At 56.8% G+C, this 23635-nt stretch carries 20 protein-coding genes; 8 read left to right on the top strand and 12 right to left on the bottom strand.

The genetic code is table 11. The features are described 5' to 3' along the window. Positions 1-41: 41 nt before the first annotated feature. The 3 genes from JTM80_RS13935 to JTM80_RS13925 all read right to left on the bottom strand — a co-directional run bounded on the left by JTM80_RS13935 (position 42) and on the right by JTM80_RS13925 (position 3800). On the bottom strand, positions 42-1835 hold the full coding sequence (locus JTM80_RS13935; protein WP_225906630.1) for a TM0106 family RecB-like putative nuclease: 1794 nt from the start codon (positions 1833-1835) through the stop codon (positions 42-44). A 396-nt stretch (positions 1836-2231) separates the two neighbouring features. After that, the gene (locus JTM80_RS13930; RefSeq protein WP_205369632.1) at positions 2232-3170 is read right to left on the bottom strand and encodes a sulfotransferase; all 939 of its coding nucleotides are present in this window, start codon (positions 3168-3170) and stop codon (positions 2232-2234) included. Between the two features lie 36 nt (positions 3171-3206). After that, the gene (locus tag JTM80_RS13925) at positions 3207-3800 is read right to left on the bottom strand and encodes a DUF3177 family protein (protein ID WP_172355663.1); all 594 of its coding nucleotides are present in this window, start codon (positions 3798-3800) and stop codon (positions 3207-3209) included. Between the two features lie 1017 nt (positions 3801-4817). Between JTM80_RS13925 and JTM80_RS13920 the strand changes: the two genes are divergently transcribed. Beyond that, entirely contained in the window at positions 4818-5690 is an 873-nt protein-coding gene (locus tag JTM80_RS13920) for a phosphate ABC transporter permease (RefSeq protein ID WP_205369631.1), read from the top strand. A gap of 176 nt (positions 5691-5866) precedes the next feature. On the opposite strand, the gene JTM80_RS13915 is transcribed toward JTM80_RS13920, so the two are convergent. Next, positions 5867-6166, bottom strand: coding sequence for a 30S ribosomal protein PSRP-3 (locus JTM80_RS13915; protein ID WP_172355665.1), 300 nt, complete (start codon positions 6164-6166; stop codon positions 5867-5869). Positions 6167-6310: 144 nt separating this feature from the next. Here JTM80_RS13915 and JTM80_RS13910 point away from each other — a divergent pair, with 144 nt between their 5' ends. After that, on the top strand, positions 6311-7129 hold the full coding sequence (locus JTM80_RS13910) for a TIGR01548 family HAD-type hydrolase (RefSeq protein WP_172355667.1): 819 nt from the start codon (positions 6311-6313) through the stop codon (positions 7127-7129). Here the strand turns inward: JTM80_RS13910 and JTM80_RS13905 are convergent. The 6 genes from JTM80_RS13905 to JTM80_RS13880 form a co-directional block, all read right to left on the bottom strand. Then, positions 7111-8385 (bottom strand): hypothetical protein, encoded by a 1275-nt coding sequence (locus JTM80_RS13905; protein WP_205369630.1) that lies wholly within the window; start codon positions 8383-8385, stop codon positions 7111-7113. The genes JTM80_RS13910 and JTM80_RS13905 overlap by 19 nt on opposite strands. Before the next feature lie 181 nt (positions 8386-8566). Then, a complete protein-coding gene (locus JTM80_RS13900) occupies positions 8567-9691 on the bottom strand; it encodes a hypothetical protein (RefSeq protein WP_172355671.1) in 1125 nt (374 codons plus the stop codon). A 161-nt stretch (positions 9692-9852) separates the two neighbouring features. Next, positions 9853-11568: a hypothetical protein gene (locus JTM80_RS13895; protein ID WP_205369629.1), complete on the bottom strand. Its 1716-nt coding sequence runs from the start codon at positions 11566-11568 to the stop codon at positions 9853-9855. Positions 11569-11574: 6 nt separating this feature from the next. Continuing rightward, on the bottom strand, positions 11575-12948 hold the full coding sequence (locus JTM80_RS13890) for a hypothetical protein (RefSeq protein ID WP_205369628.1): 1374 nt from the start codon (positions 12946-12948) through the stop codon (positions 11575-11577). A 66-nt stretch (positions 12949-13014) separates the two neighbouring features. Then, on the bottom strand, positions 13015-13845 hold the full coding sequence (locus tag JTM80_RS13885; protein WP_172355675.1) for a hypothetical protein: 831 nt from the start codon (positions 13843-13845) through the stop codon (positions 13015-13017). A gap of 74 nt (positions 13846-13919) precedes the next feature. Next, on the bottom strand, positions 13920-14795 hold the full coding sequence (locus tag JTM80_RS13880; protein WP_172355677.1) for a hypothetical protein: 876 nt from the start codon (positions 14793-14795) through the stop codon (positions 13920-13922). A 561-nt stretch (positions 14796-15356) separates the two neighbouring features. On the opposite strand from JTM80_RS13880, the gene JTM80_RS13875 reads away from it, so the two are divergent. After that, positions 15357-15785 carry a response regulator transcription factor gene (locus JTM80_RS13875; RefSeq protein WP_205369627.1) on the top strand — a complete coding sequence of 143 codons (429 nt, stop codon included), beginning with the start codon at positions 15357-15359 and terminating at the stop codon, positions 15783-15785. A gap of 321 nt (positions 15786-16106) precedes the next feature. On the opposite strand, the gene mdh is transcribed toward JTM80_RS13875, so the two are convergent. Beyond that, positions 16107-17072: a malate dehydrogenase gene (gene mdh, locus JTM80_RS13870; RefSeq protein WP_172355679.1), complete on the bottom strand. Its 966-nt coding sequence runs from the start codon at positions 17070-17072 to the stop codon at positions 16107-16109. Positions 17073-17211: 139 nt separating this feature from the next. Beyond that, positions 17212-17427 (bottom strand): NAD(P)H-quinone oxidoreductase subunit O, encoded by a 216-nt coding sequence (locus tag JTM80_RS13865; RefSeq protein ID WP_172355681.1) that lies wholly within the window; start codon positions 17425-17427, stop codon positions 17212-17214. A 381-nt stretch (positions 17428-17808) separates the two neighbouring features. Here JTM80_RS13865 and JTM80_RS13860 point away from each other — a divergent pair, with 381 nt between their 5' ends. The 5 genes from JTM80_RS13860 (at position 17809) to purM (ending at position 23449) form a co-directional block, all read left to right on the top strand. Beyond that, on the top strand, positions 17809-20073 hold the full coding sequence (locus JTM80_RS13860) for an FdhF/YdeP family oxidoreductase (RefSeq protein ID WP_205369626.1): 2265 nt from the start codon (positions 17809-17811) through the stop codon (positions 20071-20073). A gap of 150 nt (positions 20074-20223) precedes the next feature. Further along, on the top strand, positions 20224-20940 hold the full coding sequence (locus JTM80_RS13855) for a tetratricopeptide repeat protein (RefSeq protein WP_172355685.1): 717 nt from the start codon (positions 20224-20226) through the stop codon (positions 20938-20940). Continuing rightward, positions 20883-21422, top strand: coding sequence for a tetratricopeptide repeat protein (locus JTM80_RS13850; RefSeq protein WP_172355687.1), 540 nt, complete (start codon positions 20883-20885; stop codon positions 21420-21422). Before JTM80_RS13855 ends, JTM80_RS13850 begins: the two co-directional genes overlap by 58 nt. Positions 21423-21614: 192 nt before the next feature. After that, positions 21615-22295: a Mo-dependent nitrogenase C-terminal domain-containing protein gene (locus JTM80_RS13845; RefSeq protein ID WP_172355689.1), complete on the top strand. Its 681-nt coding sequence runs from the start codon at positions 21615-21617 to the stop codon at positions 22293-22295. 131 nt (positions 22296-22426) lie between these two features. Continuing rightward, complete coding sequence (gene purM / locus JTM80_RS13840) at positions 22427-23449, top strand: phosphoribosylformylglycinamidine cyclo-ligase (protein WP_172355691.1); 1023 nt, start codon at positions 22427-22429, stop codon at positions 23447-23449. Positions 23450-23635 lie beyond the last annotated feature (186 nt).

Genomic DNA, 23635 nt, shown 5'->3' with positions numbered 1-23635 from the left:
AACTTTTGGATATTTTTTGGAGAACAGGCTGAGGCTCGTTCCTAATGCCCTTGATCCGCCTGAATTTCCTGCACTTTTTCGGTGATGAATGCCACCAGCCAGTCTTTGACGCAGTGGGTGGCGCGGCAGTCGTCTTCGTTATAGCGCAAAATCGATTCGAGAAACGCGCGATCGCCCGTTTGCAGCCATTGTGCATACCAGAAGATGGACTGTGCGCCGTTGGCTTCTGCATCGCGCCAGTTGAACCCCAGCCAGCGGGCGATCGCCTTCAGCGCGTAGCTCTCGACGGGCAGCAGCGCCACCTGCGTCACCCAGTCGTGCAAATCCACAAATCGGGTCAGCAAATCCTCCACAACCTCTGAGGCAGGGCCAAACAATTCTCCCAAACGGCGCACCGTCTGCACCTCGTAGGGGCAAAAATGAAAAATCGGCGCGTCAGGATAGCGCTGAAACAGTTCCATCAACTGGTTCCAGGCGAGACGCTCGTCCTCTGGGGTTTCCGCCAGCAGCGCGTAGAAGGTGTTGTGCCCCTGGCCCCGATCCACCACCAGCACGCCATGCAGATACACCACGTTTTGCTCTGGCGCGGACTCAATATCGAAATACAGTTCGACCTCCGCAGTGGGCAGGCGGCGATGAGTGACCAGTTCCAGCAGCGCCCCATGAGACAGCGACGGATTCAGCAGCGCCTCCTGATTCAGCGTTGCCTGGGCCTGATGCACCAGCTTGTGCGCCACGGCCGGCCCAAAGCCAGGAAGCATTTCCAACTCCCGGACGGGCGTGGCCGCTAGCGCCTCCAGCGTGGTGATTTGCATTTGCTTGAGGTAAACATAGCGGCTGGGCGTAACGCCGGGGAGCAGGGAGAGGTGGCGATCGCCCGTCGCCAGCCCATAGCAGAAGCTATACCAGTGGCAGAGGTCGCAGCGGTTGTGGGCAATAAACACCTCTGGTTCCCGCTGGGCGATCAGCATTTCAGCACAGGCGTAGAGAATTTCCTCCATGCGCGGCACGAGATCCACCAAATCCACTGCATAGGGACCACGCTGCCGCAGCATCAGCCAGCTTGTGTCGCACCACGCACCCTGCACCGCCGCCAGCACGTAGGCATGAAACGCCGCCATCACCTGATAATCCAGCTTAGGGCGTTTGCCCAGGCGGATATCCGTCGGCACATACATCCAGTCGCCAAAAACCGACTCGCCCGGATGCCGCACCAGCAGATCAGGGCAACTCACCAGCATCACGCCATCGCGGTATTCCGTCAGCAGCACGCCGCGAGAAATCCGCTCTACCCCCTGCTGCATCAGCGTCAGCGTGGTCTCCGCGCCCGCCGCCCAGTTTGACCGGGGATAATCTGCTTCGTGAATCACCGCATCCTGCAAAATTTCGCGGCGGTGGGCCAGGCTGTCTTGCCGCAGCTTCAGCAGATAGTCACTGGGCGCATCGCAATATTCCAGGTCGCCATAGCGGTCGAGGTAGGCGCGGCGATGGCAGCGCTGAAAGCTAAACAGCAGTTCGTCCGTGAGCCAGATCGTATGCGGACTCAGATTATGCAGACTGGGATTATGCAGACTGAGAGCATGTGGACTGAGAGCCGCGTGAAGTGCAGCGGGTTCTCCCTGCGCTGGCAATATCAACTGCCTGCGACAGGGCCCTGACGGGCGATCGCCCGCATGTTGCCCCGCATGTTGCCCCGCGTATTGTTCCGTGTGTGACTTGGTGCATTGCCCGGTGCATTGCCCAGCCTGTTGCCCCGGACATTGCCCCGAATAGTGTTTGGTATAGGTCTCCGCAGACGGTCGAAAACTCGCGTCAGATTTAACACTTTCAGGCATCGAAACTAGCGAGGCAGAGTATTCGCTCTCCGCCTCTGATCGTTCAAATCGCGGCGGATTAGCGGACACACTCCTCCAGGCTGAGCAAGCAAACCAGCGGTCGCTGCTTCAGCCTTGTGGAAAACTGGGAGTGGGGCGATCGACTCGATAGCATCATGCAGGATGGCCTGAGGGCAAGGCGCGACGAGCGCAAAAACAAAAGCTCCGACGGCGGACAGAAGATTCACCCAAACTGAAAAAATCTCTAAAAACCTCCGCCGCAATCCGGCAGCTCTGAGAATTTTTTCCTATCTTCCATGACTCTACCCTGATCTGGAAAAATCTGCATCAAAAATCCGCATCGTGTTTGCCAGCAACCCTTAGGCCGCAGCCAGGAGCGAATCACTGCACCACTCTTCACCACTCTTCAGCACGATAGAACCGATCCGACCAATCGCCCACCTGCGCTCGAATAAACGCAATTTCTTCAGCCGAAAGCTTTTCCTTCCAGGTGTAGGCATTGGCTTTGCTGTTGCGCTTGAGGGCAAATAGCGACGGCTCCACCGAGGGATTTTTTTCGTTGCTATAGTCTGTGATTTTGCGCTGCACGGTGTCGCTAAAATCCAGCCCTAGTTGGTCAAAAATTTGCTGAAAGCCTGCCAGCGGCTCTAGCGACAGGTCTTCGTGCCGCACGAACTGCCAGTGGGGAAACTGCTCCCGGTAGGTGGCGATGCGATAGTGAATCAGCTTCCACAGCAGCGCCGCGTGTTCCAGAATCGATCGCCCGTGCCCGCCACCGGGTACTTCGTCTCCGGCGACGAATTCCTCGATTTCGGCAGCAAAGGGATGCAGATGATCCCGCATCAGCAGTGGCTGGTCGAGAAAATGGCGGAAATTGTGGAACCAGCCCGCTTTTTTCAGGCTGTAGGCAAAGGCAGCAGGATGGCGAATCATCACCACCACGTCCATGTTGAAGCGGGTTGCCAGCCAGTCGGCAGAGAAGAGGGCGATCGGGTCTTTCAGCAGAGGACGACGGCCCGCGGCACGGCTTTTGGCAAAAAACGCGCGATCGCCCTGCACTTTGCGGCGATATTCTGCATCATTCACCAGCTTCCAACTGGGAATCAGGTTGTATTGCAGCCGCACCGTTTTCTCAAAAAACCGCCGATATTGAGCCTCGTTGTCGGCGCAGATGTATTGAAACCAATAGTCCCACTGTGCGCCGCAAAAGCCCAGGTTGTGATCTAGGTGAAACGGCTCGTGAATATAGGCGACTTGGGGCGATGCGCCGATCATCAGCCTTACCCAGGTCGAGCCAGAGCGATGGGAACCCGTCACCAGAATTGGTTTTGGCAAGACTTTGCCCATAGTGCTATGCACTGGCAGTACAGGCTATTGCTCGATGGCAGAACGACCCTGCCGCCCCAACCGCACAATGACAAAGTGCCCAAAGTAAATCAGATAAATTACCAGCCCGACAATACCCAAAAAGCCCAGGAAAGGCAGACGATAGTTGGCATGGAGGATATCTTTGTAAATCAGCGGGGCCTCGCGCCACACCTGGCAGAAAGACGTTGGGTAGCTTGCGTCCGAAAAGGCACATTGCAAAAAGGGAATCGTGGCGATCGCCCCCAGCGTGCTGTAGATCGTCAGCGCCCAGCGCCAGGCACTAAACACAAATTTAAGCGGGCTAGAGCGCTGGTCGTCAATTTCCTCATTCAGGTCAACCCAGAACCACAGCCCGACGGGAATCAAAATCCGCGCCAAAAACGATGCCAGAAAGCCGATCTTCAAATCGCCAATCAGCAGATAAACCGTAATCGCCAGCAGGCTGGAAACGCGCCAGTAAATAATCAGCAGCCGCTGCATGGCTTCAGCCTGCTTTACCGTTGCCCAGATCAGCAAAATTAGCGGCAGCAGCACTGCAAACAGCACCGCCAAACGATAGTCCATCCAAACTAGAGAGCGCAGAAGATCGGGAGACATGAGTCCAAGGGTGGAAATGATTGGAAATGAGTTGCAACGTACAGAGGGACTTGGGTCAAGCCCTGCTTTAGCCGAAGAACATCTAAGAGCCTTATCCAGTGTAAGACCTTATGTAAGACCTTACCGGCCTTATCCCGCAGATTTCTGCCGTGGCTCACGGCACGTCGGCAAGAATCGTATTGCTGATGCAAAAGGTTGGTCTGACGACTGCTAAGAGGATGTTTGAAAAGTCCTACTGTTTGTAGCAAAGCGTGCAAGATCCCCTAAATCCCCCTTAAAAAGGGGGGCTTTAAGGCGGTTTCCCCCTTTTTAAGGGGGGCTAGGGGGGATCTCTGAGTGCTTGACATTACAGGCGATACCTTTTTAAACACCCTCTAAGAGCTAATTTATGAAGCAAATCTTAAGAAGCCTGAAACTCTTGGCATGTGTGGCTTTGAGGTCATGTTTGCCCAGGAAAAGCAGTTTCTCGGAAATCCTTGATTAACAAGGCTTTCAGGCTCCTTTACAAATTAGCTCTAAGACGGCTGCTAAATTGTAACCAGACTTGTGTAACCAGACTCGTGTAACCAGACTTGTAGCTGAATCTTTAAAAGAAAAATGCCTGACCTTATAAGCCCCCAAGGTCAGGCAGTTCACCTGTAAGGACGCCTTCTGAGCAGGAACACTAACGATTCAATTGCCCCCTAATCGCTAGTGTTCCGAATGCGTTCTCCAGAGTTATCCGTATTCTGCAATTTCTTGAATTCAATTTCCCTGAGATTTTTACTGAACTCTGTGGGGCAGTTTTGCGAAAAGGTGCTATTGGATACGGGAATTTCCATTGACAATTCTGTGATTTGTCGGGTAATCAATCAACCGTTTTCCGATAGTGGGGGTTAGAAATGAGCCTGACGCACTCAGGAGTCTAAAAATTTGAATCAATCTGCTCCTGCTTGGATGACCATTCCAGACGGACAAATGCTAGGCTCGAAAAAATGCTGCTTGTCAGGGCTTTGAGGTGCTGCGTTAAAGAGGACGTTGCGCCAGAGAACTGCTGAGGGCGATCGCCACGATCCAACCATGCTCACCCCCATCACCGAAGACGTTTTTAAGCAACTGATTCCCGCTGTCGCCACAGCGCAGCAGTATCGCTACTACTGGGGCAAGTTTCAGGATGTGCTGAGTCGCGTGCTGATTTCGGTCGTGGGGGCGCTGCTGGGGTTGGTGCTGCGGGCAATTTTGCCGCCCAACTTTTGGTTTGAAATTCTGGAATTCAGCGTGGCGATTATTGCAGGTCTGTACTGGTTGTGGGGGCCCGCTTACCAGGCTGGCCGCCGCAATGCGGAATATCGCCGCTTTCCTTACGCTGGCTTTTGGCAGGGCGAGGTGTCCGATGTCTACATTACTGAAGATCTCGTCGGCACCGAAGAACGGGTCAACAAGCAGGGCGAACTGGTGGTCGTCGAAAATCGGCAGCGACGGCTGAACCTAGAATTAGCCGATGAAGCAGGCTACTTAGGCAAGGTAAAGGTGCCCCTGGTGCGCGACCATCGGGTGATTCGTCCGGGCGATCGCGCTCAACTAGTTGCCATCTCCAATCGCCCCGATCTCGACCCCATTTTGGAGCTATCCGATGTCTACATGGCGGATTACGGGCTGTGGGTCAGCGACTATCCCTATCTGAATCGAGAGGTGTTTTCAGGCATCAGCCAGCAGATCAGCCGTCGCGCTGGCGAACCCAGCCCAAAGCGCCGCCGCGACCGTGCTAGTGACCCTGCCTACGACCCCGGCCTTTATGAAGCGCCGCCGCGTCGGACTGAGCGCTCTGGTCGCCCCCGTCAGGCTGATAGCTTTCGCCAAGAGCCCCGTAGCCGACCGCCCAAGCGCCGCACGCCCCGCCGCGAATTTTGATAAAAACTTAGACCTCTAACTCCCGAAGAAGTCAGAGGTCAAACAAATGAACACCATCACTCGCAGGATGTGTTAGCGTCAGCATCATGCACCAAAGCCCTGAGGGGCAGTGCGCTACGGCTACGCCCAACAGCACCCTACAGTACTCAAATCATTTATGAAATAGCGGTAGATGCTCAGGCGCTTCCCGTAAAAGTAACTTCTGGAAACTTGCTTTGCGCTTCGGCCATGGACTTTTTCTTGCCCTCTTCTTGCCAGTAGTTGATGACTTCTGTGGCTTTGTTGAGCAGTTCTACCCGGTCAGCTTCGGCGATCCAGTGCTTCGCCTCTAGCTCGGTCTTGAGCTGTTCCCACGCATCATTGCGGGGCCAGAAGAAATAGGATGTCAGCGGGCTGGTTCCCTTTCCGACGACTTGGTCTACTGCCAGAGCCACGTTGTTATCTAGCCAGAGAACCTTGAGAATGAACTTCGACAATCGCACCTCCAGGACAGTCCGGGCTGCCTTCAAAAACTCTACAATCCTCTATAGTAAATTACGAACTGGCGCGATCGCCAATATTCTTGGTTAGATTTGTCCTGAGCTAATTTTTTTTCTAGAATTTTTTCCCAAACGATTCCTATGCAGCAGGCGATCGCCATTCTAGTGTTTGATATCGACGGCGTAATCCGCGACGTGAGCAATTCCTACCGCCGCGCCCTAGCAGACACCGTAGAAGCCTTTACCAACGGTCATTTCCGTCCCTCCCAGGCAGAGATCGATCAGCTCAAAGCCGAAGGGTTGTGGAACAACGACTGGGAAGCGTCTCAAGAGCTAATCTACCGCTACTACAAACGGCAGGGAAGCGAGCGATTGCAGCTTGATGTGTCCTACGAAAAAGTGGTGGATTTCTTTCAGCGGCGCTATCGCGGAGCCATTCTAGACGATCCCGATCGGTGGGATGGCTACATCACCCAAGAGCCACTGCTGGTCGATGCGGCCCACTTGCTTGAACTGAAAGCCAACGCAATTCCCTGGGGATTTTTTAGCGGGGCGACGCGGGGATCGGCGACCTACGTTTTGCAGCGCCGATTGGGACTGCACGATCCGATTTTAATTGCGATGGAAGATGCCCCCGGCAAGCCCGACCCGACGGGGTTGCTGCAAACGGTGGCGCAAATCGAGGCTCGGTTTGGGTTGTCTAACCTGCTGCCGGTGGTGTATGTGGGCGATACGGTGGCGGATATGCAGACGGTGACGGCGGCGAAAGCTGTGGCGGGCGATCGCCCCTGGATAGGTGTGGGCGTGCTGCCGCCCCATGCCCAGTCCCCCGCCGACTACGCCGCCGCCTATACCGACAAGCTCCACACCGCAGGCGCAGTCCGCGTGGTGAATACTGTCCGAGAACTGACACCGCCCTCCGTTGCCAAACTGCTAGACTCTCACGGGCACCTGGGATAGAGCGACTTGGTGGGCGTGCGGCGGGGACTCAGCACCAGCACCGAATCCATAAACTGTTTCAACTCGGCCTGGTGGGCTGGCGAACTCACGGCCGCTTGCAGGTGTCGCAGCACCAGTTGGATAAAGCGGCGACTGGCGGCGATCGCCGCGCGGGTGGGCATATTGCTCAGGTTAATATAATCACGCGGATCACCAAAGAAAACCCGCCCGTTGGGTTGACGCATCGGCATGACGCGATGTTCGTGCGGATAAGATAGCCCGCCCATCCCAAAGTAGCGGATAAACCGGATGGCTCCCGCTCCCCCATTTTCGCGCTCCGTGTGGGCAGATGAGTAAGAATCCTGAATCAGGTGCAGCGCCTCGCCCAGCCACTCAAAGGCGGCTTCTCGTGTTGGGGCAGCCATGATTCGCTGGTAGATAGCCACAAGCTGCTGTCGCGCTTCGGCGAGGGCTTCCTCTAGCGACTGGCACTTGTGGCGGCGCAGCATGTGGCGGCGCTGTTGCGAGGGCTTAAAGTGGTTTGTGATTTTTTCAAGATCCACCCGGCGCACGCCCCGATTCATGGCATTTAGTTCAGCAGGGGTGATGGGTAGTCCTTTGGCAGCCTCCCGATTCAGGGTTTCATGCCCCGGCGGAATGCGGCGTTTAATATCTTCCACAACGAACGGATCGGCTTCAAGTTCGGCCGCCGTTTCTTGCAAAGTTTCCAGATATTGCTGCTGCACCCGCGCATCGAATGAGCGTGGCGTATTAGATACAATTATCTGTTCCAGCTTAGATTCAAATTCTCGTTCCAGCTTAGATTCAAATTCCCATTCAAATTCAGATTCCAGTTCCCATTCTGCTTCGCGCTGTTTGGGTGGAGCAGTGCGGGCAACAGGCGGCAAATCTGCCCCCTGCTCTAGCGCCGTCACCAGCACAATCCGGTTGCCGTTTTCGCCGCCAGGCCGATAGACAATTGGTACGCCCCGCACCACGGTCAGACGAGTGTTGTAGCCGGGGCGGGTTTGGCGATAGTGCTTGGCCGCGCGAAACTCGCGGACGAAGGTGCGCGGATCGAACCGCACGCCTTTGGAGGCTAGCCGTTGCAAAAAGCGCTGGGTGAAATGAACAGTGGGTAAAAAGCCCTGCCGCTTGAGATAGGCGGCAAATCGTTGAGCGATGCTGCGTCCGGCTTGCCCCCGGCGGCCAAATTCATCTTCAAACTCCGGAGCGGCCGAGCCGTTCTGGAGCGCTTTAGTTGAAAACGAGTTCATAGTGATCGAAGGGGAATAGTGTTGATTTTGGATTTTAGGTTGGCGATTTTGGCTAGACATTCTGGATTGGCGATTTTGGATTGCGATCGCTCAGTCCGGTTCAATCCACAATCCAAAATCTAAAATCCAAAATCTAAAATCCAACCCAATTGAAGCGGCACATGACTGGGGCGATCGCCCTCTAACCTTGCCCTGCCCTGAGTGGCGCGACGTTGCCGTTGCGGCCAGCATTGATGGGGACGACGCGCTGGGTGTGGCCGCGAAAGGCAATCCCCAGCACCTCGGCACTGGTCAGCCATTCTTCGGACACATCAGCGATTTCCCGCAGCAGGGCTTCAAATTCCGCCCGCGAGCTGTTGAGGATATACTTTTGTGCCAGCCAGCGAATGACCGATCGCCCGGAAGTTGCCATGCGGTGACGCTGCGAAGCGTTGACGTGCTTGTTGAAATAGCGCAGCATCACTTCTTCCACCACATCCCAGGCGTTTTCTGCACCGAACAGCTTGCGAACGTCTTCGGCCCCCAGAATGCGGAAGGCTTCGTCGAGCAGTTGCAGCGTCTCAATGCGAAATACGTTAACGTGTCCATAGGAATTCCACTTCAGGTTATTCCGCAAGTCCAGTCCGGCACGACGCACGGTGGCGATGCTGCCAAAGCTGGGATCGTAGGCGCGTTCGCGAATCACGTCGGAAATACGTTTGTCGCGCCAGAAGGCGGCCACGCTGTTGATGAACTGCGTGAACATCCCGTGGAATTGGGCGTTTGGCTTGGCGCTGGGCATGGGCGGTGTGGTGGTGTAGCCAAACACGCGGCGGTAGGTCTGCATTCGGTTGCGCTCGGCATAGCGGAGGATGCTGCGACGGTCAAACCGATACAGCCCGTAGGCTCCTTCGCCCGTCGAAAGGCGGACTGCCCCGGCATCGAATAGCTCTTGCAGCTTGCGGATGGCACGAAACACGCCGACGGTTTCCATCTGATACAGATAATATAAATCGGCGACAGATAAGATGCGATCGCTCGCAACTTGTTCGTCATAATCTTCCACGCCTTGGGGCAGGCGGGTTTCGTCGATGCCCTTGGCAGCATCCTTACCAATGCCGATCAGATCAGCGAGTCCGCCATCAGCAGGAATCGGCGCAGCAGCATTAGCGGCGATCGCCTGCGCTAACATATCTTCGATGCGCTGAGTCAGCGCGTCCGCAAGCTGGGGATTTTGGATCAACTGCGGCCCGAGCTGATCGACGAGCGTTTCCTTTAGCGCGGCAATGCGGTCGAGTAAACTTTGGTTTTCTCCGGTGGTGGTCATGGGAATTTCTCCTCGAACAAGGGCTTAGTCAGGGATGAGTAGAGTGGATTAAGGATGGCTTGTTGCCAGCCTAGATTTCGCAGGTTTTGGCTGTGGCTATCGACTTGGCTGCGATTCATGCTTACCGAGCGATTCACCATTGCGTTTGCTGTCATCGGAGATCAATCGAGATCGTCGGGCGTGTCGCCAGAGGGCAATGTTACTTGCTCTGCCAGTTGACGCACCTGATAAAGCTGATAAGCCAGATCGCGCAGCGCCCGAATCACCCCTTCGCGGCGGAAGGCGGCGTTGGGAATGGGCGTATAGGTAGTGGCCTGGGTTAGCACCATGAGGCGATCGCTCGTCTCGGAAATTACCCGAATGCCCAGCTTGCCGCCCGATTTCGCCAGCAGCGGCCCCTCTTCAGAGGCAAATCGCCAGACCCAATTCAGCAGCCCCTCTATGCTCATCGAGTCGCGCAGTTGTGCGGTGTCCTCGAATGAATATCCAGTGCCGTCCGGCAGCGGAAATGCAGGGCGGGGAACACCGTAGGAAAGCTCTATGTCCTCTTCATCAGCCTCAGCGCGGGTGAAGTCGATATAGACCGACAGGCGCTCCTCTGGCCCCAGGAAGAATAGCTCCATAATCCGGTAGACCTCCTGCACCGACTCGGCCACCACCGCCAGCGCCTGCGACAGCCGCACCAACTGCGTACCAATGTAGGCTCCGGCGCTGGAATCCTGAGTGCGCTTGTAGTCTACCCAGCTCCGCCGCAGCGATTGCAAATAGTCTTTCAGCGTCAGGAAGTTGCTGTAGTTTTGCTCCTCTTCGACAGTGTTGATTTGCCCACGCACCAGGCCAAAATATTCCGCCAGTTTCTTGAGTTGGCCACCGGGGCGCTGATTGCCACTGTCCGCGTCTTCACCCAGCAGCAGTTGAAACAGGTTATCCACCCGCAAAATTCGCGGGCCGCCCCGTGCGCCCAGTTCCACTAGGAGTTCCTGCATTTCGGTGCGGATGATGGAGCGGGTGGCTTCCATGTTTTCGCGGTCGGCAGAGGGCTTCAGCGGTGTGAGGGCATTTAGCAATCGAATACCGTCCTGAATCGCCGTTTTTGCCCGGTGATAGAGGCTGGCCTGTGCCCCGGTGATGCCGCCCCCCAGGTCGGAGGCGCGGACGCTGACGGATTGCGGATTCCAGTCGTAGACCGTGCGTCCGTCTACCTGACGAGCGGTGAAGGTCTGCGTCAGCGTGTCTACCAGAGTTTTGGGGTTGTCCGTGCGCTGGATGTGGCCCAAAATGCCGCCTAGGGCGCTTTCCACAATGCCTTGCAGGTCGCCGCCAGGACTAGCCGGAGCCGAAACGGATGCCATTCTGCCCGTCCGGTGGATTTGATCCAGGCTGGGCAGTACGTCCACCACCTGCAACTGGCCGGGTTTGTCTTTGGAAGGCTGGGCGGGCGGACGTTTGGATTGCTCAGGACTCGGCACCTCCAGCACCAGCAGTTCTAGTGTGTAGTAGTCCGTTGCTTGTCTGTCTCGCTTGACAGTATAGAGGGCAGGAACTTGTCCATAATCTTTATCATCGGGCTTGTTCGGATCAGCCTTAGAAAACGGTTCTAGGGGAAAACTGGGCTGAATCTCTGTTTCTCCCAAAAATTCGCTATCCCGAAAGAGTTTGAAATACACATCGGGTGTTGGTTCTGTTTCTCCGGGATCTTGGCGAAAGTCTTCCTTGGTAAAGGAGATTTCAAAGTAGCCCTGGGTATCCGTCCGGGAAACGCCGATCAGGTCATCATATTGTCGGTCTTTGTCGTGGAGTTCTACGCGGATGCCAGCTTCGGATTGGCTTTGGTTTTTGACCACACGCCCGCGAAGCGTGTACCTGTCTCGTTTCATGCTGCGCTATCTCCTTGCTAAAGCTTTATAGAAGTTTTCAGTAATAAGTCCCGGTGCGGCGAGCCGCCGATCCAGCGCGTGGCGGCTGGCACAGATTAGGAAGCGTTCGGGAACGATGCCCGGATCGTTGCCTTTGGCCAGCCGCTGTCCGGCTTCTTCGATAATTTGCTGGTGGTGCGGTTTGAAGCCGGTGACTTCTGCCAGCGATCGCCCGCCCAGTTCGCTATAGGGCGTGTAGCAGATGATATCCACGACGAGCTTGTGGGCCCGATCGAAAGTTTGCAGCACGGCTGGCGGAATCGTGCCTGCATGGGGATTGGGATACAGACGCTTCCAGATGCGGTTGTAGTCGTCCGCCATTTGCGGAAAGCCCATCCGCCGCAGTAGTTCCGTGCTGATGAACACGCGCAAGTAGGGGGTGGGGTGGGGCGCACCGGGGTGAAAGAAGAGGGTGCTTTGGGGCGATCGCGAAGCAATGTCCATCAGCGAGGCGACGATGTAGGGGCCACCCAGCAGCAGCCCCGACATATCCGCAAAGGTTTCGCTGTGCCATTTTGTCCACACGGCCGCCACGTCCGGGGAGAACCCCGCTTTCAGCAGACGGTGGGCGATCGCCTTGGGCAAGGTTTGCCGCAGGCCCAGGTCGGTTTGCAGGTTGTGGGCGACTTCGTGCAAAATCGCCCCCAGGGTCCAGGGATTCACCAAACGATGGTAGGGCAGTTGGATCAGCGGAAACGGATTCAACTGCTGGCTCAGCTTGGTGAGGGGAATGCCGCGCCGGAAAGTGGCAGGCGAAAACCCGGTTTTGACGTAGGAGAACGGCGGCGGTGCGGGAATCGACTTTGCCTTGCCCAAGCCCATATACACGTCCTGGTAGCAGTCGAGGGCGATGCGATCGCACCCCAATAGCCACGGCGCAAACTGGCTCTGCCGCTGCCCAAACAGCTCAAAGTAAAAGTCCCAGATTTGCTCGATTTTGCGAACCAGGTCGTGGGCTTGGTCTTTGCGAGCGATCATCTGCTGCAACTGCGCCGTTGCGGGCTGGGCGATCGCCGCCTGAGCGCTGCCAGAGACCGTTTTGGACACGCCCTGGAGGTGCGATCGCAGCCTGGCAATAAGCTGGTTCACCGCGTCGATATGGGCATCGCTGGGACTGGCCGCATCGGTGCCAAACTCGCCCTGGCGAAACGGACGCAGCGCCTCCACATGGCGCACCACGTTCACCGCCTGCGCCCGCAGCCAGGGGTCGAGGTTGGGCGGCTCCACAGCGCGAGCGGTTGAATATTCAGGCGTAGTCTCCTGATATAGCTCGGCGAGGGCCTGCCGCGTTGCCCGACACGGGTCTATCCCGTTCTTCGATCCGTTCGTAAACCCGTTCATACCAAAGCTCCCGATTGCATTCCCATCAACTTTTCGCTGACATCCCTGATGCTGCAATGCCTTTGCCTATACGCGGGCCCGCTTGCGTGCGCCGCAGGTGCATTGGCGGCTGTGAATCTGGCGCGATCGCTTCATCACAGCAGAGGCCCGGCGCGGATTACCCAACACCTGCGCCACGTTGCCAGCCACCGTCCGCGCTGCCACGCGAGCGTTTACGGGCTGTCCTTTAGCGACGCGCTGCGCCAGGGTTGCCATGCTGCTGCGGGCGATCGTGGGGAAGGTACGAACCAGCGGACGGGTCTGGGGGTTCTGGAGCAGCGCCCGACCAGCTTGGGCCAGGGGACGGATGACCTGGGGAACCACGCGAGAGATGACGGGTGCGGCTGCGCTGAGGCCCCGCGCCACCATTGGAATCAATGCGCCAATGAAGGCTTCTGCTTCGGCTTCGCTCTGGCTGTTAGCCGCCATGTGGGCCAGGTGTTCGGCCATCACCTCATACTCGCTGGCTGGCGCGGTTTCAAATTCGGGCAGCGCTTCAGGATGCTGCTCAAACTCATACTCAAACTCGCCATCGCCCCCAAAGGCGCTGCCCAATCCCCGCAGCAGATTGCCGATAAACGGATCGCCTTCATATTCGCCTTCCAGTTCAAACTCATTCAGGGGTGTTTCATACTCCATCTCAAATTCGCGCTGGCCCCGGCGACGGCGACGACGGAACAGCCCACCGATAGCCTGAATCGCCATCGGTGCAGCCGCCTTGAGAATGGGAGCCAGCAGGGGCAGAAACTCTTCACTTTCGTATTCGTACTCATAGGCGCGATCGCTTTCACCCAGCATGGCCGATTCAAATTCCGATTCCAGTTCCCGATCCAGGGTTTCAAATTCGTACTGATACATTGAGTCTTGGTCTCCTTTTTCAGCGATGTTTAGTTGAGGTATTGGGTTGAAAACAAAGCGAGACTCCAGCAGAACTAGCCCCGCACTTTCTTGCGGGCAACTGGAGCAGGCTGGGTCACTTTCTGCGCGACTTTGGCAGAATTAGCCACAATTCGAGCAGCAGTCATGGGATTTTTGAGCGCTTTGCGGGTCTGGGCGGCCATCACCTGGGCTACGACCGGGCGGGTAATCTGCTGACCCTGCGCGGCTTTCTGGGTCAGCACTTGCCCCGTCCGCATCGCCACCGTCGGCAAAATTCGCACCAGCGGGCGGGTCGTCGGGTTTTGGCGTAGTCCCCGTGTCAGTTGGGCGCTGGCTTTGACAATCGCCGGAATCTGCTTTTGCACCGCAGCCGCTTTGGTCGGCAGTACGCGAGTGACGGCCGCCCCTGCGAACGCCTCAGCCTCGGCTTCGTTTTGGGCCTTGGCCGCAGCCCCCGCTAGGGCTTCAGCAACGGCTTCTGTTTGCGGCGTAGCAGCGGATTCAAATTCTCCTGCCCACCCTCCTTCAAATTCCATTTGTCCAGCCGTTTCGTACTCAAATTCGTACTCGCTTTCGCGCATCATCTGCCCCAGCGCTGCGCCAAGCTGCGGCCCACCAATGGCATTGCCGATCAGACGAGTGGCATGAGGAATCACTTTCGGCAGAATCGGTTTGAGCCGTCCAGCGAGACGACGCACCGTACTCAAAAAGGCTTCGCTTTCATACTCACTTTCGTACTCGCCTTCGTATTCACCTTCGTATTCACCTTCGCCCAGTCCGAGGGCGTTCATTGCGCCGCCGATGAGTCCACCCAAAAATTCTTCACCTTCGTATTCATGCTGAACTTCGTATTCATTTTGCAGCTCATATTCAAATTCGCTTTCAAACTCATTCGTGAGTTCCTGTTGCAGAGTTTCACCGTCCAACATTGCATCACTCCAATCGAAATGCAGTTCATCTCTAGCTATAGCTTGAGAAAGATTGCTTGAGCAGTCACACGTTTTGATGACATCCATGCAGGGTCATGGAAATAGATGTCATCGATTTGAATGACATTTTGAATGCAGTTAAGCGTTACGCAATTCTGAACAAAACTTTAGAATTTAGAAGTATGGCGGCAGAGAGAGTCCCTGGGCTTTGTACTTTCAGCTCTGTCAGGTCGGATCTGTCAGTACCCAATGGGGGAATAGCGATCGCCCTCTAGGGCCGCTTAAATAAAAGCTATTCGACCAAAGATTTCATTCACGCCGAGCAACTTTAATCGTTCAATCTCGGTTAACCTATCTCAAAGTATGGAGGCTAAGAGCTAATTTATGAAGCAAATCTTAAGAAGCCTGAAACTCTTGGCATGTGTGGCTTTGAGGTCATGTTTGCCCAGGAAAAGCGGTTTCTCGGAAATCCTTGATTAACAAGGCTTTCAGGCTCCTTTACAAATTAGCTCTAAGTTTCAGGAAAGTAGCATCAGTTCTGAAATTTTTTCCAGTCCTTAAATGAACATAATGAATACCCAGAACAGTAATAAACCCGTTTCAGGCTCCCTCGACCTGAATCGACTTGAGCGGGACGTATTGATTCGCCTGCTCAGCCAAGCCGCCGTATTTTGGAAGCCCATCAAGGTCTTTCAGGATGCAAAGGAAACGATTAATGAAGTCATTTTTGAACTAAAAATTGACGAAACCGAGTTCTATCTGGTTCGTCGCACACCAACAGATGCCAAGGCGGTTTGTCTTAGCCCGCGAGAACTGGCGATCGCCCGCCTAATTGCCCAAGGCTTACCCAACAAAACCATCAGCAGCACGCTTGAAATTAGCCCCTGCACCGTTTCTACTTATTTACGCCGCATTTTTGGCAAGCTGGGCGTGTCATCTCGCGCCGCGATGGTCGCCCGCCTGATGCAGGACAATGTGTTGCAAAGCTAGCCTGTTGCAAAGCTAGGCATTGTTTTAAAACTTTCTACGTCGTTGATTGCCCTGAGTCGATCCCCCTAAATCCCCCTTGAAAAGGGGGACTTTAGATTTTCTACGTCGTTGATTGCCCTGAGTCGATCCCCCTAAATCCCCCTTGAAAAGGGGGACTTTAGATTTTCTACGTCGTTGATTGCCCTGAGTCGATCCCCCTAAATCCCCCTTGAAAAGGGGGACTTCCGGAGCGACTTGGCCCAGTTCCCCCCTTGTTAAGGAGGGTTAGGGGGGATCAAAGGGCTTTAAAGCACGCCTTAGCCTGCTGCAACATTAGCACGGCTAAAGCAAGGCCATTGCCCGGTCGATGCCTTGGCGCACCACCGCCGCTGAACTGTGCAGTTCTTTCAGTTCCGAGTCGCTCAACTGTAGCTCCAGCACGCTCTCTGCGCCGCCGCAGCCGAGCCGCGTAGGCACACCGATAAAGATATCGCTGAGCCGATATTCGCCCCGCAGATAGGAGGCAATCGGCAGCAGACGCGACTTGTTCAGCAAAATCGTTTCCACCATGACGCAGGTCGAAGACGCAGGCGCATAGTATGCGCCACCCGTCTGCATTAGCTCCACGATTTCTGCGCCGCCGTTGCGCGTGCGGTGAACCAGACGGGCGATGGTGTCTGCGTCCAGCAGTTCTGTGATGGGAATGCCGTTCACCGTGGAATAGCGCGGCAGCGGCACCATCAGGTCACCGTGACTGCCCATCACCATTGCGCTCACGTCGGCAGTGGACACGCCCAGTTCCAGCGCAATAAAGGTCTGAAACCGCGCCGAATCCAAAATCCCCGCCATGCCCATGACCCGCTCTGGCGGCAGCCCGGTTGCCTTCCACGCCAGATAGGTCATCACATCCAGCGGGTTTGTGACGACGATGAAAATGGCATTGGGCGAGTGGGCGATCGCCTTTTGGGCCGCCTCCATCACGATCGCGGCATTGGTCTTTAGCAGGTCGTCGCGGCTCATGCCAGGGCGACGGGGCAGCCCAGCGGTAATCACCACCACATCAGAACCCGCCGTCATCGCGTAATCCGTCGTGCCCACAATCTGGCGATCGTGTCCCTCGATGCCGCGAGCCTCCAACAAATCCAGCGCCACGCCCTGGGGCCGCCCATCCACAATATCCAGCAGCACCACATTAGCCAAGTTTCGCTCTGCAATTCGCTGGGCTAGCGTACTGCCAACGTTGCCAGAGCCGATGATGGCAACACGGGTGGGGGTGCAGGCGTTGGGCGCGTGGGACGTTGTAGACATTGCTGTAGGACTTGCTGAGAGAGCGGCACGAGCGAGACTGGTGAAGTGCGTTCGGCTTTGCCGTCTCGTAGAGAATCGCCCGGTTCCGCTGGGGTTCTATTGCGTAGGGTACGCGATCCCCTCCGCGAATCCTGCGAATCTACTCAAATTTTTCCAATTGATCGGCCCGCAGCCACATATTTGGTGTCGGCACATGGCCAAACTGCACCAGCAGGTAGTCACCTCGTGCATCCAGCACTTCGCCTTTGGTCTCAAAAATGTAGGACGGAAAGCGCGTGTCGCTCGCCGCTGCTTCCAGACTGTTTTCCAGCTTTTCGCGCACCACGCGCACCACATCGCCCTTTTTGACTGACATCGTTTCTCGTCCTGTGTGTAATCTCGTAACTATCTAACCGTCTTGTGAAGACCTTGTGCACAATTGGAACTTACAAGACCTTGCGGGTTGTATCATTCCCTTCACATTGTTCCCTCACTCACATTGTTCCCTCACATTGTATAGCAGTGGAGCATGGCGGTGGAGTATGGCAGCAGGGTGTAGCCGCAAGATAGCAGTTCAGCCATCTGGAGCGAGGTTCGCCCTAAACTTTTTAGCCAGGACGGATGCCTCCTTCTGGTGACTCCTCTGATGACTCCTTCTGTAGAGACATCCTCTGCAATCAGTCCTGCGGTAGCCTTTTGTTAAGGGTTAGAAATCCCGTTCCATTGCAATTCTTTATCACGCTCCTTACAACTGCTCATGTCTCCAACTCCCCAGCCCAAGCCGCCCCACAGCCAGACCAATGCCGACACGCCCGACCAGGGTGGTGGGCTTTCCGTGGTGCAATATTGGGCAGAGCAAACGCTGGCACCAGCAGGGCCGCAGCTTTGGCAAACGCTAATGCACAAGAGCGCCTGTTTATCTTGTGCATGGGGCACAGGGGGGCAAAAAGGCGGTTTTCGCAACGAGCTAGACGAGTCGATGCAGCGCTGCATGAAAAGCGTCGAGTCGATCATGGCGGAGCTAATGCCAGCCGTGCCGCCGCAGTTTTTTGAGACCCACAGCGTGGCAGAACTCCAGCAGTTGTCCTCGATGGCGGCCGATCGGCTGGGGCGGCTGAGTGTGCCGATGATCCGGAGGGCGGGGCGATCGCACTATGAGCGCATCAGTTGGGATGAGGTGTACGCGATCGCCACTGCTGCCTTCCAAAAGCCATCGGAACGGATTGCGTCCTACAGTTCGGGGCGCAGTTCCAACGAAGCTGCATTTCTGCTGCAACTGCTGCTGCGGACGCTGGGATCAAATAATCTCGCCGACTGTTCCAATCTGTGTCACGCCCCTTCCACCGTGAGGTTAAAAGAAGTGCTGGGAACCAGTACCTCGACCGTCAGCCTGGAGGGACTGAAGCAGGCAGATTGCGTCGTGCTGATGGGTTCCAATGCGCCCTATAACCATCCGCGCTTGATGAATGAGCTAATCAAATTGCGCGATCGCGGCGGTTCTGTAATTGTGATCAATCCCATCATGGAAGTGGGTCTGGTCAAGTTCGGTTCGCCGGCCTTTCCGCTGAAGTCTCTCATTCCCGGCTCAGACATTTCCTCCCACTATTTGCAACCGATTCCCGGTAGCGACGTGACGCTGCTGACAGGCATCCAAAAGGCGCTGCTGGAGTGCAATCAGGTGGACTGGGACTTTCTCAAAGCGCACACCGAAGGCTGGGAAGCAGTGGTGGAACAGGCCCGCAGCACAAGCTGGGAGGCGATCGCCCAGGGATGCGGCGTGTCTCAGCCGGAGATCGAGGCGGCGGCAGAGATCATCGGCAATGCAAAGCGCGTCGTATTTGCCTGGGCAATGGGCATTACGCACCACGCAAACAGTGTGGACAACGTGTGGAATATTGTGAACACGGCTCTGATGACGGGCAACCTGGGCAAACCCGGCGCAGGCGTGATGCCGATTCGCGGGCATTCCAACGTGCAGGGCTTTGGCTCGATGGGCGTGACGGTGAAGCTGAAGCAGGAGATTCAGCAGGCGCTAGAGAAACTGCTGGGGCGATCGCTCAACCTGCCACCGGGTTATCATACTCGCGACCTGATCGACGCGGCAGAGGCAGGTCAGGTAGACACGCTGCTGGCGCTGGGCGGCAACCTCTACGGCGCAAACCCCGACACCGCCCAGGCAAAACGCGCCCTTGGCAACATCGACACGATTATTTATCTGGCGACCAAGCCCAATCCGGGACACTTTCACGGGCTGGCCAAAACGAATACGATTGTGATTCCGGTCTTCAACCGCTTTGAAAATCCGCATAAAACCACGGTGGAATCGGGCAACAACTTTGTGCGAATGAATGATCCGGGCCAGACCCATCTGAAGCAGGCAGACCTGATTGCCGAAATTACGTTTCTCACGGAACTGGCGCATCGGCTGCTGGGCGACGACCCGGTGGACTGGCGCAAGCTGCAAGATACGCGCTATGTTCGCCAGTTGATTGCCAAAACGATTCCTGGCTACGAAAAGATTGCTGCTTTGGACGACGGCGGTGAAGAGTTCACCATTTCAGGGCGCATCCTCACCCAGCCGCAGTTCAAAACGCCCTCTGGCAAAGCGCAGATGAAGCTGACACCGCTGCCCGATCTGTCGCTGCCCGACCCCAGTCACTTTGGCGCGGCCAATGGCGCAAACGGGCTGGTGCTGGCGCTGATCACGGCCCGCAGCTATTCGCAGCACAATACGGTGGTGTACAAGGAGGGCGATCGCTATCGAGGGATGCCTCATCGCCACTGCATTTTGCTGAATCCGCTGGATGCGTCCCGTGCTGGACTTGCGGAACACCAGAGAGTCACCGTGCGGGGCGAGGCAGGCCAGCTAGACGGCGTGGAAGTGATTTTCGGTGCGGTGCGTCCCGGCGCGGCGCTGATGTTTTATCCCGAAGTGAACGCAATTTTTCACGCCAAAACGGACAAGCGCTGCGGCACACCGGGCTATAAGCGAGTGCCCGTATGGGTTGAGGGCAAAAGGTAAGGTGGTAGCAAACGCCTCTTCTGGGAGCTTTTGAGCATTGGGCAGATTTTGGGAATCCTGCTGGATAGCAGGTTCAACCGCTGTAATCTGCTACAGCCCTTCCTACGAAAACTTTGCCCTATGCCACGCCGCCCTATGCCACGCCGCCCTATGCCACGCCGATTATTTACACGCTGCTCGTCTAGCTCAACCCGAAATCTATGGCTGAGCCTGCTGCTGGTGTTGCCGCTGGCGGCGCTGCCGTCCCGTGCTGCTGCGGAGCCGCCGCCCCGGCTGGCCCAAGTGTATCCATCTGCTCAGGCCCGTTTGACAGAACAAGCAGATGAACAGTTGCAACAGGGTGCAAGTCAGTTTCAGCGCCGCCAATGGGATACGGCCGAACACCTGTGGCAGGAGGCGCTGCGGCTCTATCGGCAGGCCGGCAATCGGGTAGGCGAGGGGCGTGTGCTGGGCAACTTGGCGGCAATTCAGGAGGCAATTGGGCGGCCGCAGGCGGCGCTGCGTTTGTTTCAGCAAAGTCTGGCAGTGGCAGAAGAAATGGGCGATCGCCGGGGTATCAGTTTTGCGCTGTCTAATTTGGGGTTCCTGCACACGCGGCTGGGGCAATATGACGAAGCGATCGCCCGTCTTCAGGTAGCCCTGCCGCTGGTGCAGCAAATGGGCGATCGCGAGGGTGAGTATGACGTGTTGAACCAGTTGGGCATTGTGCATCGGGCGCAGGGACGCTACGACGAGGCGATCGCCGCCTTTCAGCAAAGTTTGGCGATCGCCCAGGCAGAGCAGAGCAGAGCAGTCGGGGTCAGGCGAATGTGCTGGGCAATCTGGGCAACACCTACACCGAGCAGGGCAACTATCCGGCCGCTCTAGAGAGCTATCAAAAAACGCTGGAACTGGCTCAGCAGGCACAAGATCGGGGAATGCAGGCCGGCGTCTTGCAGCGATTGGGGCAATTGTATACTCGGTTGGGCAATCTATCGCGGGCGGTGGCCGTGCTGGAGGAGGGGCTGGCGCTGGCGCGAGGTCTGGGCGATCGCCGCCTGCAAGCCTACACGCTGGGCAGCCTGGGCACCGTCTACGCCCGCACCACAGAACCCGATCGGGCCGTGCCGCTGCTGCAATCGGCGATTGAAATCACCGCGCAACTGGAAGATCGTCCCAATGAGAGCGCCCTGCGGCAGGTCTTGGGCAGTGCTTACGCCGCAATGGGCAATCTACGGGCGGCTCGTCAGCAGTATGAACAGGCACTGGCGATCGCCCGGTCGATTGGCGATCGCGCAGGGGAAGGGCAGGCCCTGGGCGAACTAGGTCAGCGTAACAGGCATCAGGGCCAGGTTCTCGAAATTTGGTAAAGTGATGCCGTGCGGAATGGATCATATTGGCTACGTAGGCGACAGATTGCAAGTCTGTCATTTCTACCATGCAGGTTCGGGATTTCCCATCGAGGAGGCAGCCTTACACGGGCGATCGCCCCGCTAGCATGGAGCTAATGTGATGGATTTCGCCCCATGACCCTCACGCTTTCCCTTCCATTTTCTCTTCGTATGACTGGCGCTGTGCCATCCCCCTATAGCAATCAGCAGATTTCGGTCTGGCTGCGCGGCCTGCTCGCCCTGGCCTGGGCTGACGGCAATTTCGACGAGCAGGAAAAGGCGCTGATTTCTGACCTGACGGAACTCGAGCTTGCGCCCAAAACCGAGCTAGAAGGCGCAGCCCACATCATGCCAGAAGCCGTCGCCGAAGGTCTGGGAGACGATCCCAAAACGGCCGAAAACTTTTTGCGGACTGCCGTGATGGTGGCGATCGCCGATGGCACCTACTCTGCCGCCGAAGACCGCCTGCTTCAAGAATATTGCACCGCGCTGAATCTCCAGCCCGCCGTGCTAGACTCGCTGCGCCACACGTTGACCGAGATGAGCGAGGGCGGCCCGGTGGATCGGTTCGCTGGCCTGGGCAATGACCACTATCTCCCCGTGCTGGCCCCGATGCAAGAGTGGCTGGACGGGCTGGAAGTGCAAGATCCGCGACTGGCCCGCTTCCTGTGCAAAATGATCCCGCCGCAGTGCCCCTTCGAGCGCGACGTGGTGCTGTTCGGTCGTAAGATCGTCCACATTCCCGCCATGTGCAAGCTCAATCCGCTGTATGAGCAGTTGGTCGGGCTGCGGTTTCGGGCGCTATCTTATCTGGCAGACGACTGCGGCGAGGATGTCACGCCGTATTGTTAATGCGGGAATATGAATGCGGGAATATGATACGGGGATAGCCGGAAGAGGGCTTGCGCGTCGGCTTCCCGACTCCTGCCTCCTGACCCCCAATCCCTGTAAAATACTCCCTTGCACTCCACACGCGGGAACTCATGGACTATCGGCAAGCAGGGGTAGACGTAGAGGCGGGACGCGCCTTCGTGCGGCGGATCAGGGAAATGGTTGCCAGTACGCATCGCCCAGAGGTGATGGGCGGCATTGGCGGATTTAGCGGGCTGTTTCAATTGCCGACGGGCTATCGAGAACCCGTGCTGGTGTCGGGGACAGACGGCGTGGGCACAAAGCTAAAGCTGGCGCACCAGTGCGATCGCCATGACACCGTAGGCATTGATCTGGTGGCCATGTGCGTGAATGACGTGCTGACCTGCGGCGCGGAACCGCTGTTTTTTCTGGACTACCTGGCGACGGGCAAGCTGGATGAAGACCAACTCGCGGCCGTGGTGGCGAGCATCACAGACGGCTGCAAGCAGGCGGGCTGTGCGCTGCTGGGCGGCGAAACGGCGGAGATGCCGGGGTTTTACCTGCCGGGAGAATACGACCTGGCGGGCTTTTGCGTGGGCATTGTGGAAAAGAGCCAGATCCTCGACGGGTCGCAGGTGCAAATCGGCGATGTGGCGATCGCCCTCCCCAGCAGTGGCATTCACAGCAACGGGTTCAGCCTGGTTCGCAAAATCGTAGACCAGGCCGGTCTGGAATTGAGCGAATCCCTGCCGGAACTGGGAAAGGCATCCCTCGGTGAGGTCTTGCTGACACCAACCCGCATTTACGTTGCACCCGTGCTGGCGGCGCTGCGCTCCGGTCTGCCCATCCACGGCATGGCCCACATCACGGGCGGCGGGCTGCCCGAAAACCTGCCCCGTGGTCTGGGCAGTGGCCAGAGCGTGCGCGTTGACCCCACAAGCTGGACGATTCCACCGATATTCACCTGGCTAGAATCGGCGGGAGCAGTCGCCCGCGCTGAGATGTTCAACACGTTCAACATGGGGGTTGGCTTTGTGGTGCTGGTTCCGGGCGATCGCGCTGAAGCAACCTGTCGCTTTTTCCAAGCCCAGAGCGTCGCAGCGTGGCCTTTGGGCGAAGTCATTGCGGGGCAGGGCGAGGTGTTGATCGAGTAGCAGGTGAATAGCGGGCGAATCGCGAGTGGGAGAGCCAATTGGCTGACTCTACGCCTGTCCCCTAGGGATTCAGGAATCGCCGCGCCGGGAATTTAACAAAACGAAATCTTTTTCGGCTGCCCTCTCATCATCTTGATCTGTCACAGTAAGAGCTATAGCCTGCGACTTAGAATCGCTGAAATAAGG

This window comes from Thermoleptolyngbya sp. PKUAC-SCTB121 (assembly GCF_016919485.1).
In the GTDB taxonomy this organism is placed as follows: Bacteria; Cyanobacteriota; Cyanobacteriia; order Elainellales; family Elainellaceae; genus Thermoleptolyngbya; species Thermoleptolyngbya sichuanensis.
This window is presented reverse-complemented; position numbering and strand designations above follow the sequence as displayed.

Coding starts and splice junctions, on each gene's coding strand:
- JTM80_RS13935 (WP_225906630.1), bottom strand. CDS start 1,835: ATGCCTGAAAGTGTTAAATCTGACGCGAGTTTTCGACCGTCTGCGGAG.
- JTM80_RS13925 (WP_172355663.1), bottom strand. CDS start 3,800: ATGTCTCCCGATCTTCTGCGCTCTCTAGTTTGGATGGACTATCGTTTG.
- JTM80_RS13910 (WP_172355667.1), top strand. CDS start 6,311: ATGCAGCAGGCGATCGCCATTCTAGTGTTTGATATCGACGGCGTAATC.
- JTM80_RS13905 (WP_205369630.1), bottom strand. CDS start 8,385: ATGAACTCGTTTTCAACTAAAGCGCTCCAGAACGGCTCGGCCGCTCCG.
- JTM80_RS13900 (WP_172355671.1), bottom strand. CDS start 9,691: ATGACCACCACCGGAGAAAACCAAAGTTTACTCGACCGCATTGCCGCG.
- JTM80_RS13895 (WP_205369629.1), bottom strand. CDS start 11,568: ATGAAACGAGACAGGTACACGCTTCGCGGGCGTGTGGTCAAAAACCAA.
- JTM80_RS13890 (WP_205369628.1), bottom strand. CDS start 12,948: ATGAACGGGTTTACGAACGGATCGAAGAACGGGATAGACCCGTGTCGG.
- JTM80_RS13885 (WP_172355675.1), bottom strand. CDS start 13,845: ATGTATCAGTACGAATTTGAAACCCTGGATCGGGAACTGGAATCGGAA.
- JTM80_RS13880 (WP_172355677.1), bottom strand. CDS start 14,795: ATGTTGGACGGTGAAACTCTGCAACAGGAACTCACGAATGAGTTTGAA.
- JTM80_RS13875 (WP_205369627.1), top strand. CDS start 15,357: ATGAACATAATGAATACCCAGAACAGTAATAAACCCGTTTCAGGCTCC.
- mdh (WP_172355679.1), bottom strand. CDS start 17,072: ATGTCTACAACGTCCCACGCGCCCAACGCCTGCACCCCCACCCGTGTT.
- JTM80_RS13865 (WP_172355681.1), bottom strand. CDS start 17,427: ATGTCAGTCAAAAAGGGCGATGTGGTGCGCGTGGTGCGCGAAAAGCTG.
- JTM80_RS13860 (WP_205369626.1), top strand. CDS start 17,809: ATGTCTCCAACTCCCCAGCCCAAGCCGCCCCACAGCCAGACCAATGCC.
- JTM80_RS13855 (WP_172355685.1), top strand. CDS start 20,224: ATGCCACGCCGATTATTTACACGCTGCTCGTCTAGCTCAACCCGAAAT.
- JTM80_RS13845 (WP_172355689.1), top strand. CDS start 21,615: ATGACTGGCGCTGTGCCATCCCCCTATAGCAATCAGCAGATTTCGGTC.
- purM (WP_172355691.1), top strand. CDS start 22,427: ATGGACTATCGGCAAGCAGGGGTAGACGTAGAGGCGGGACGCGCCTTC.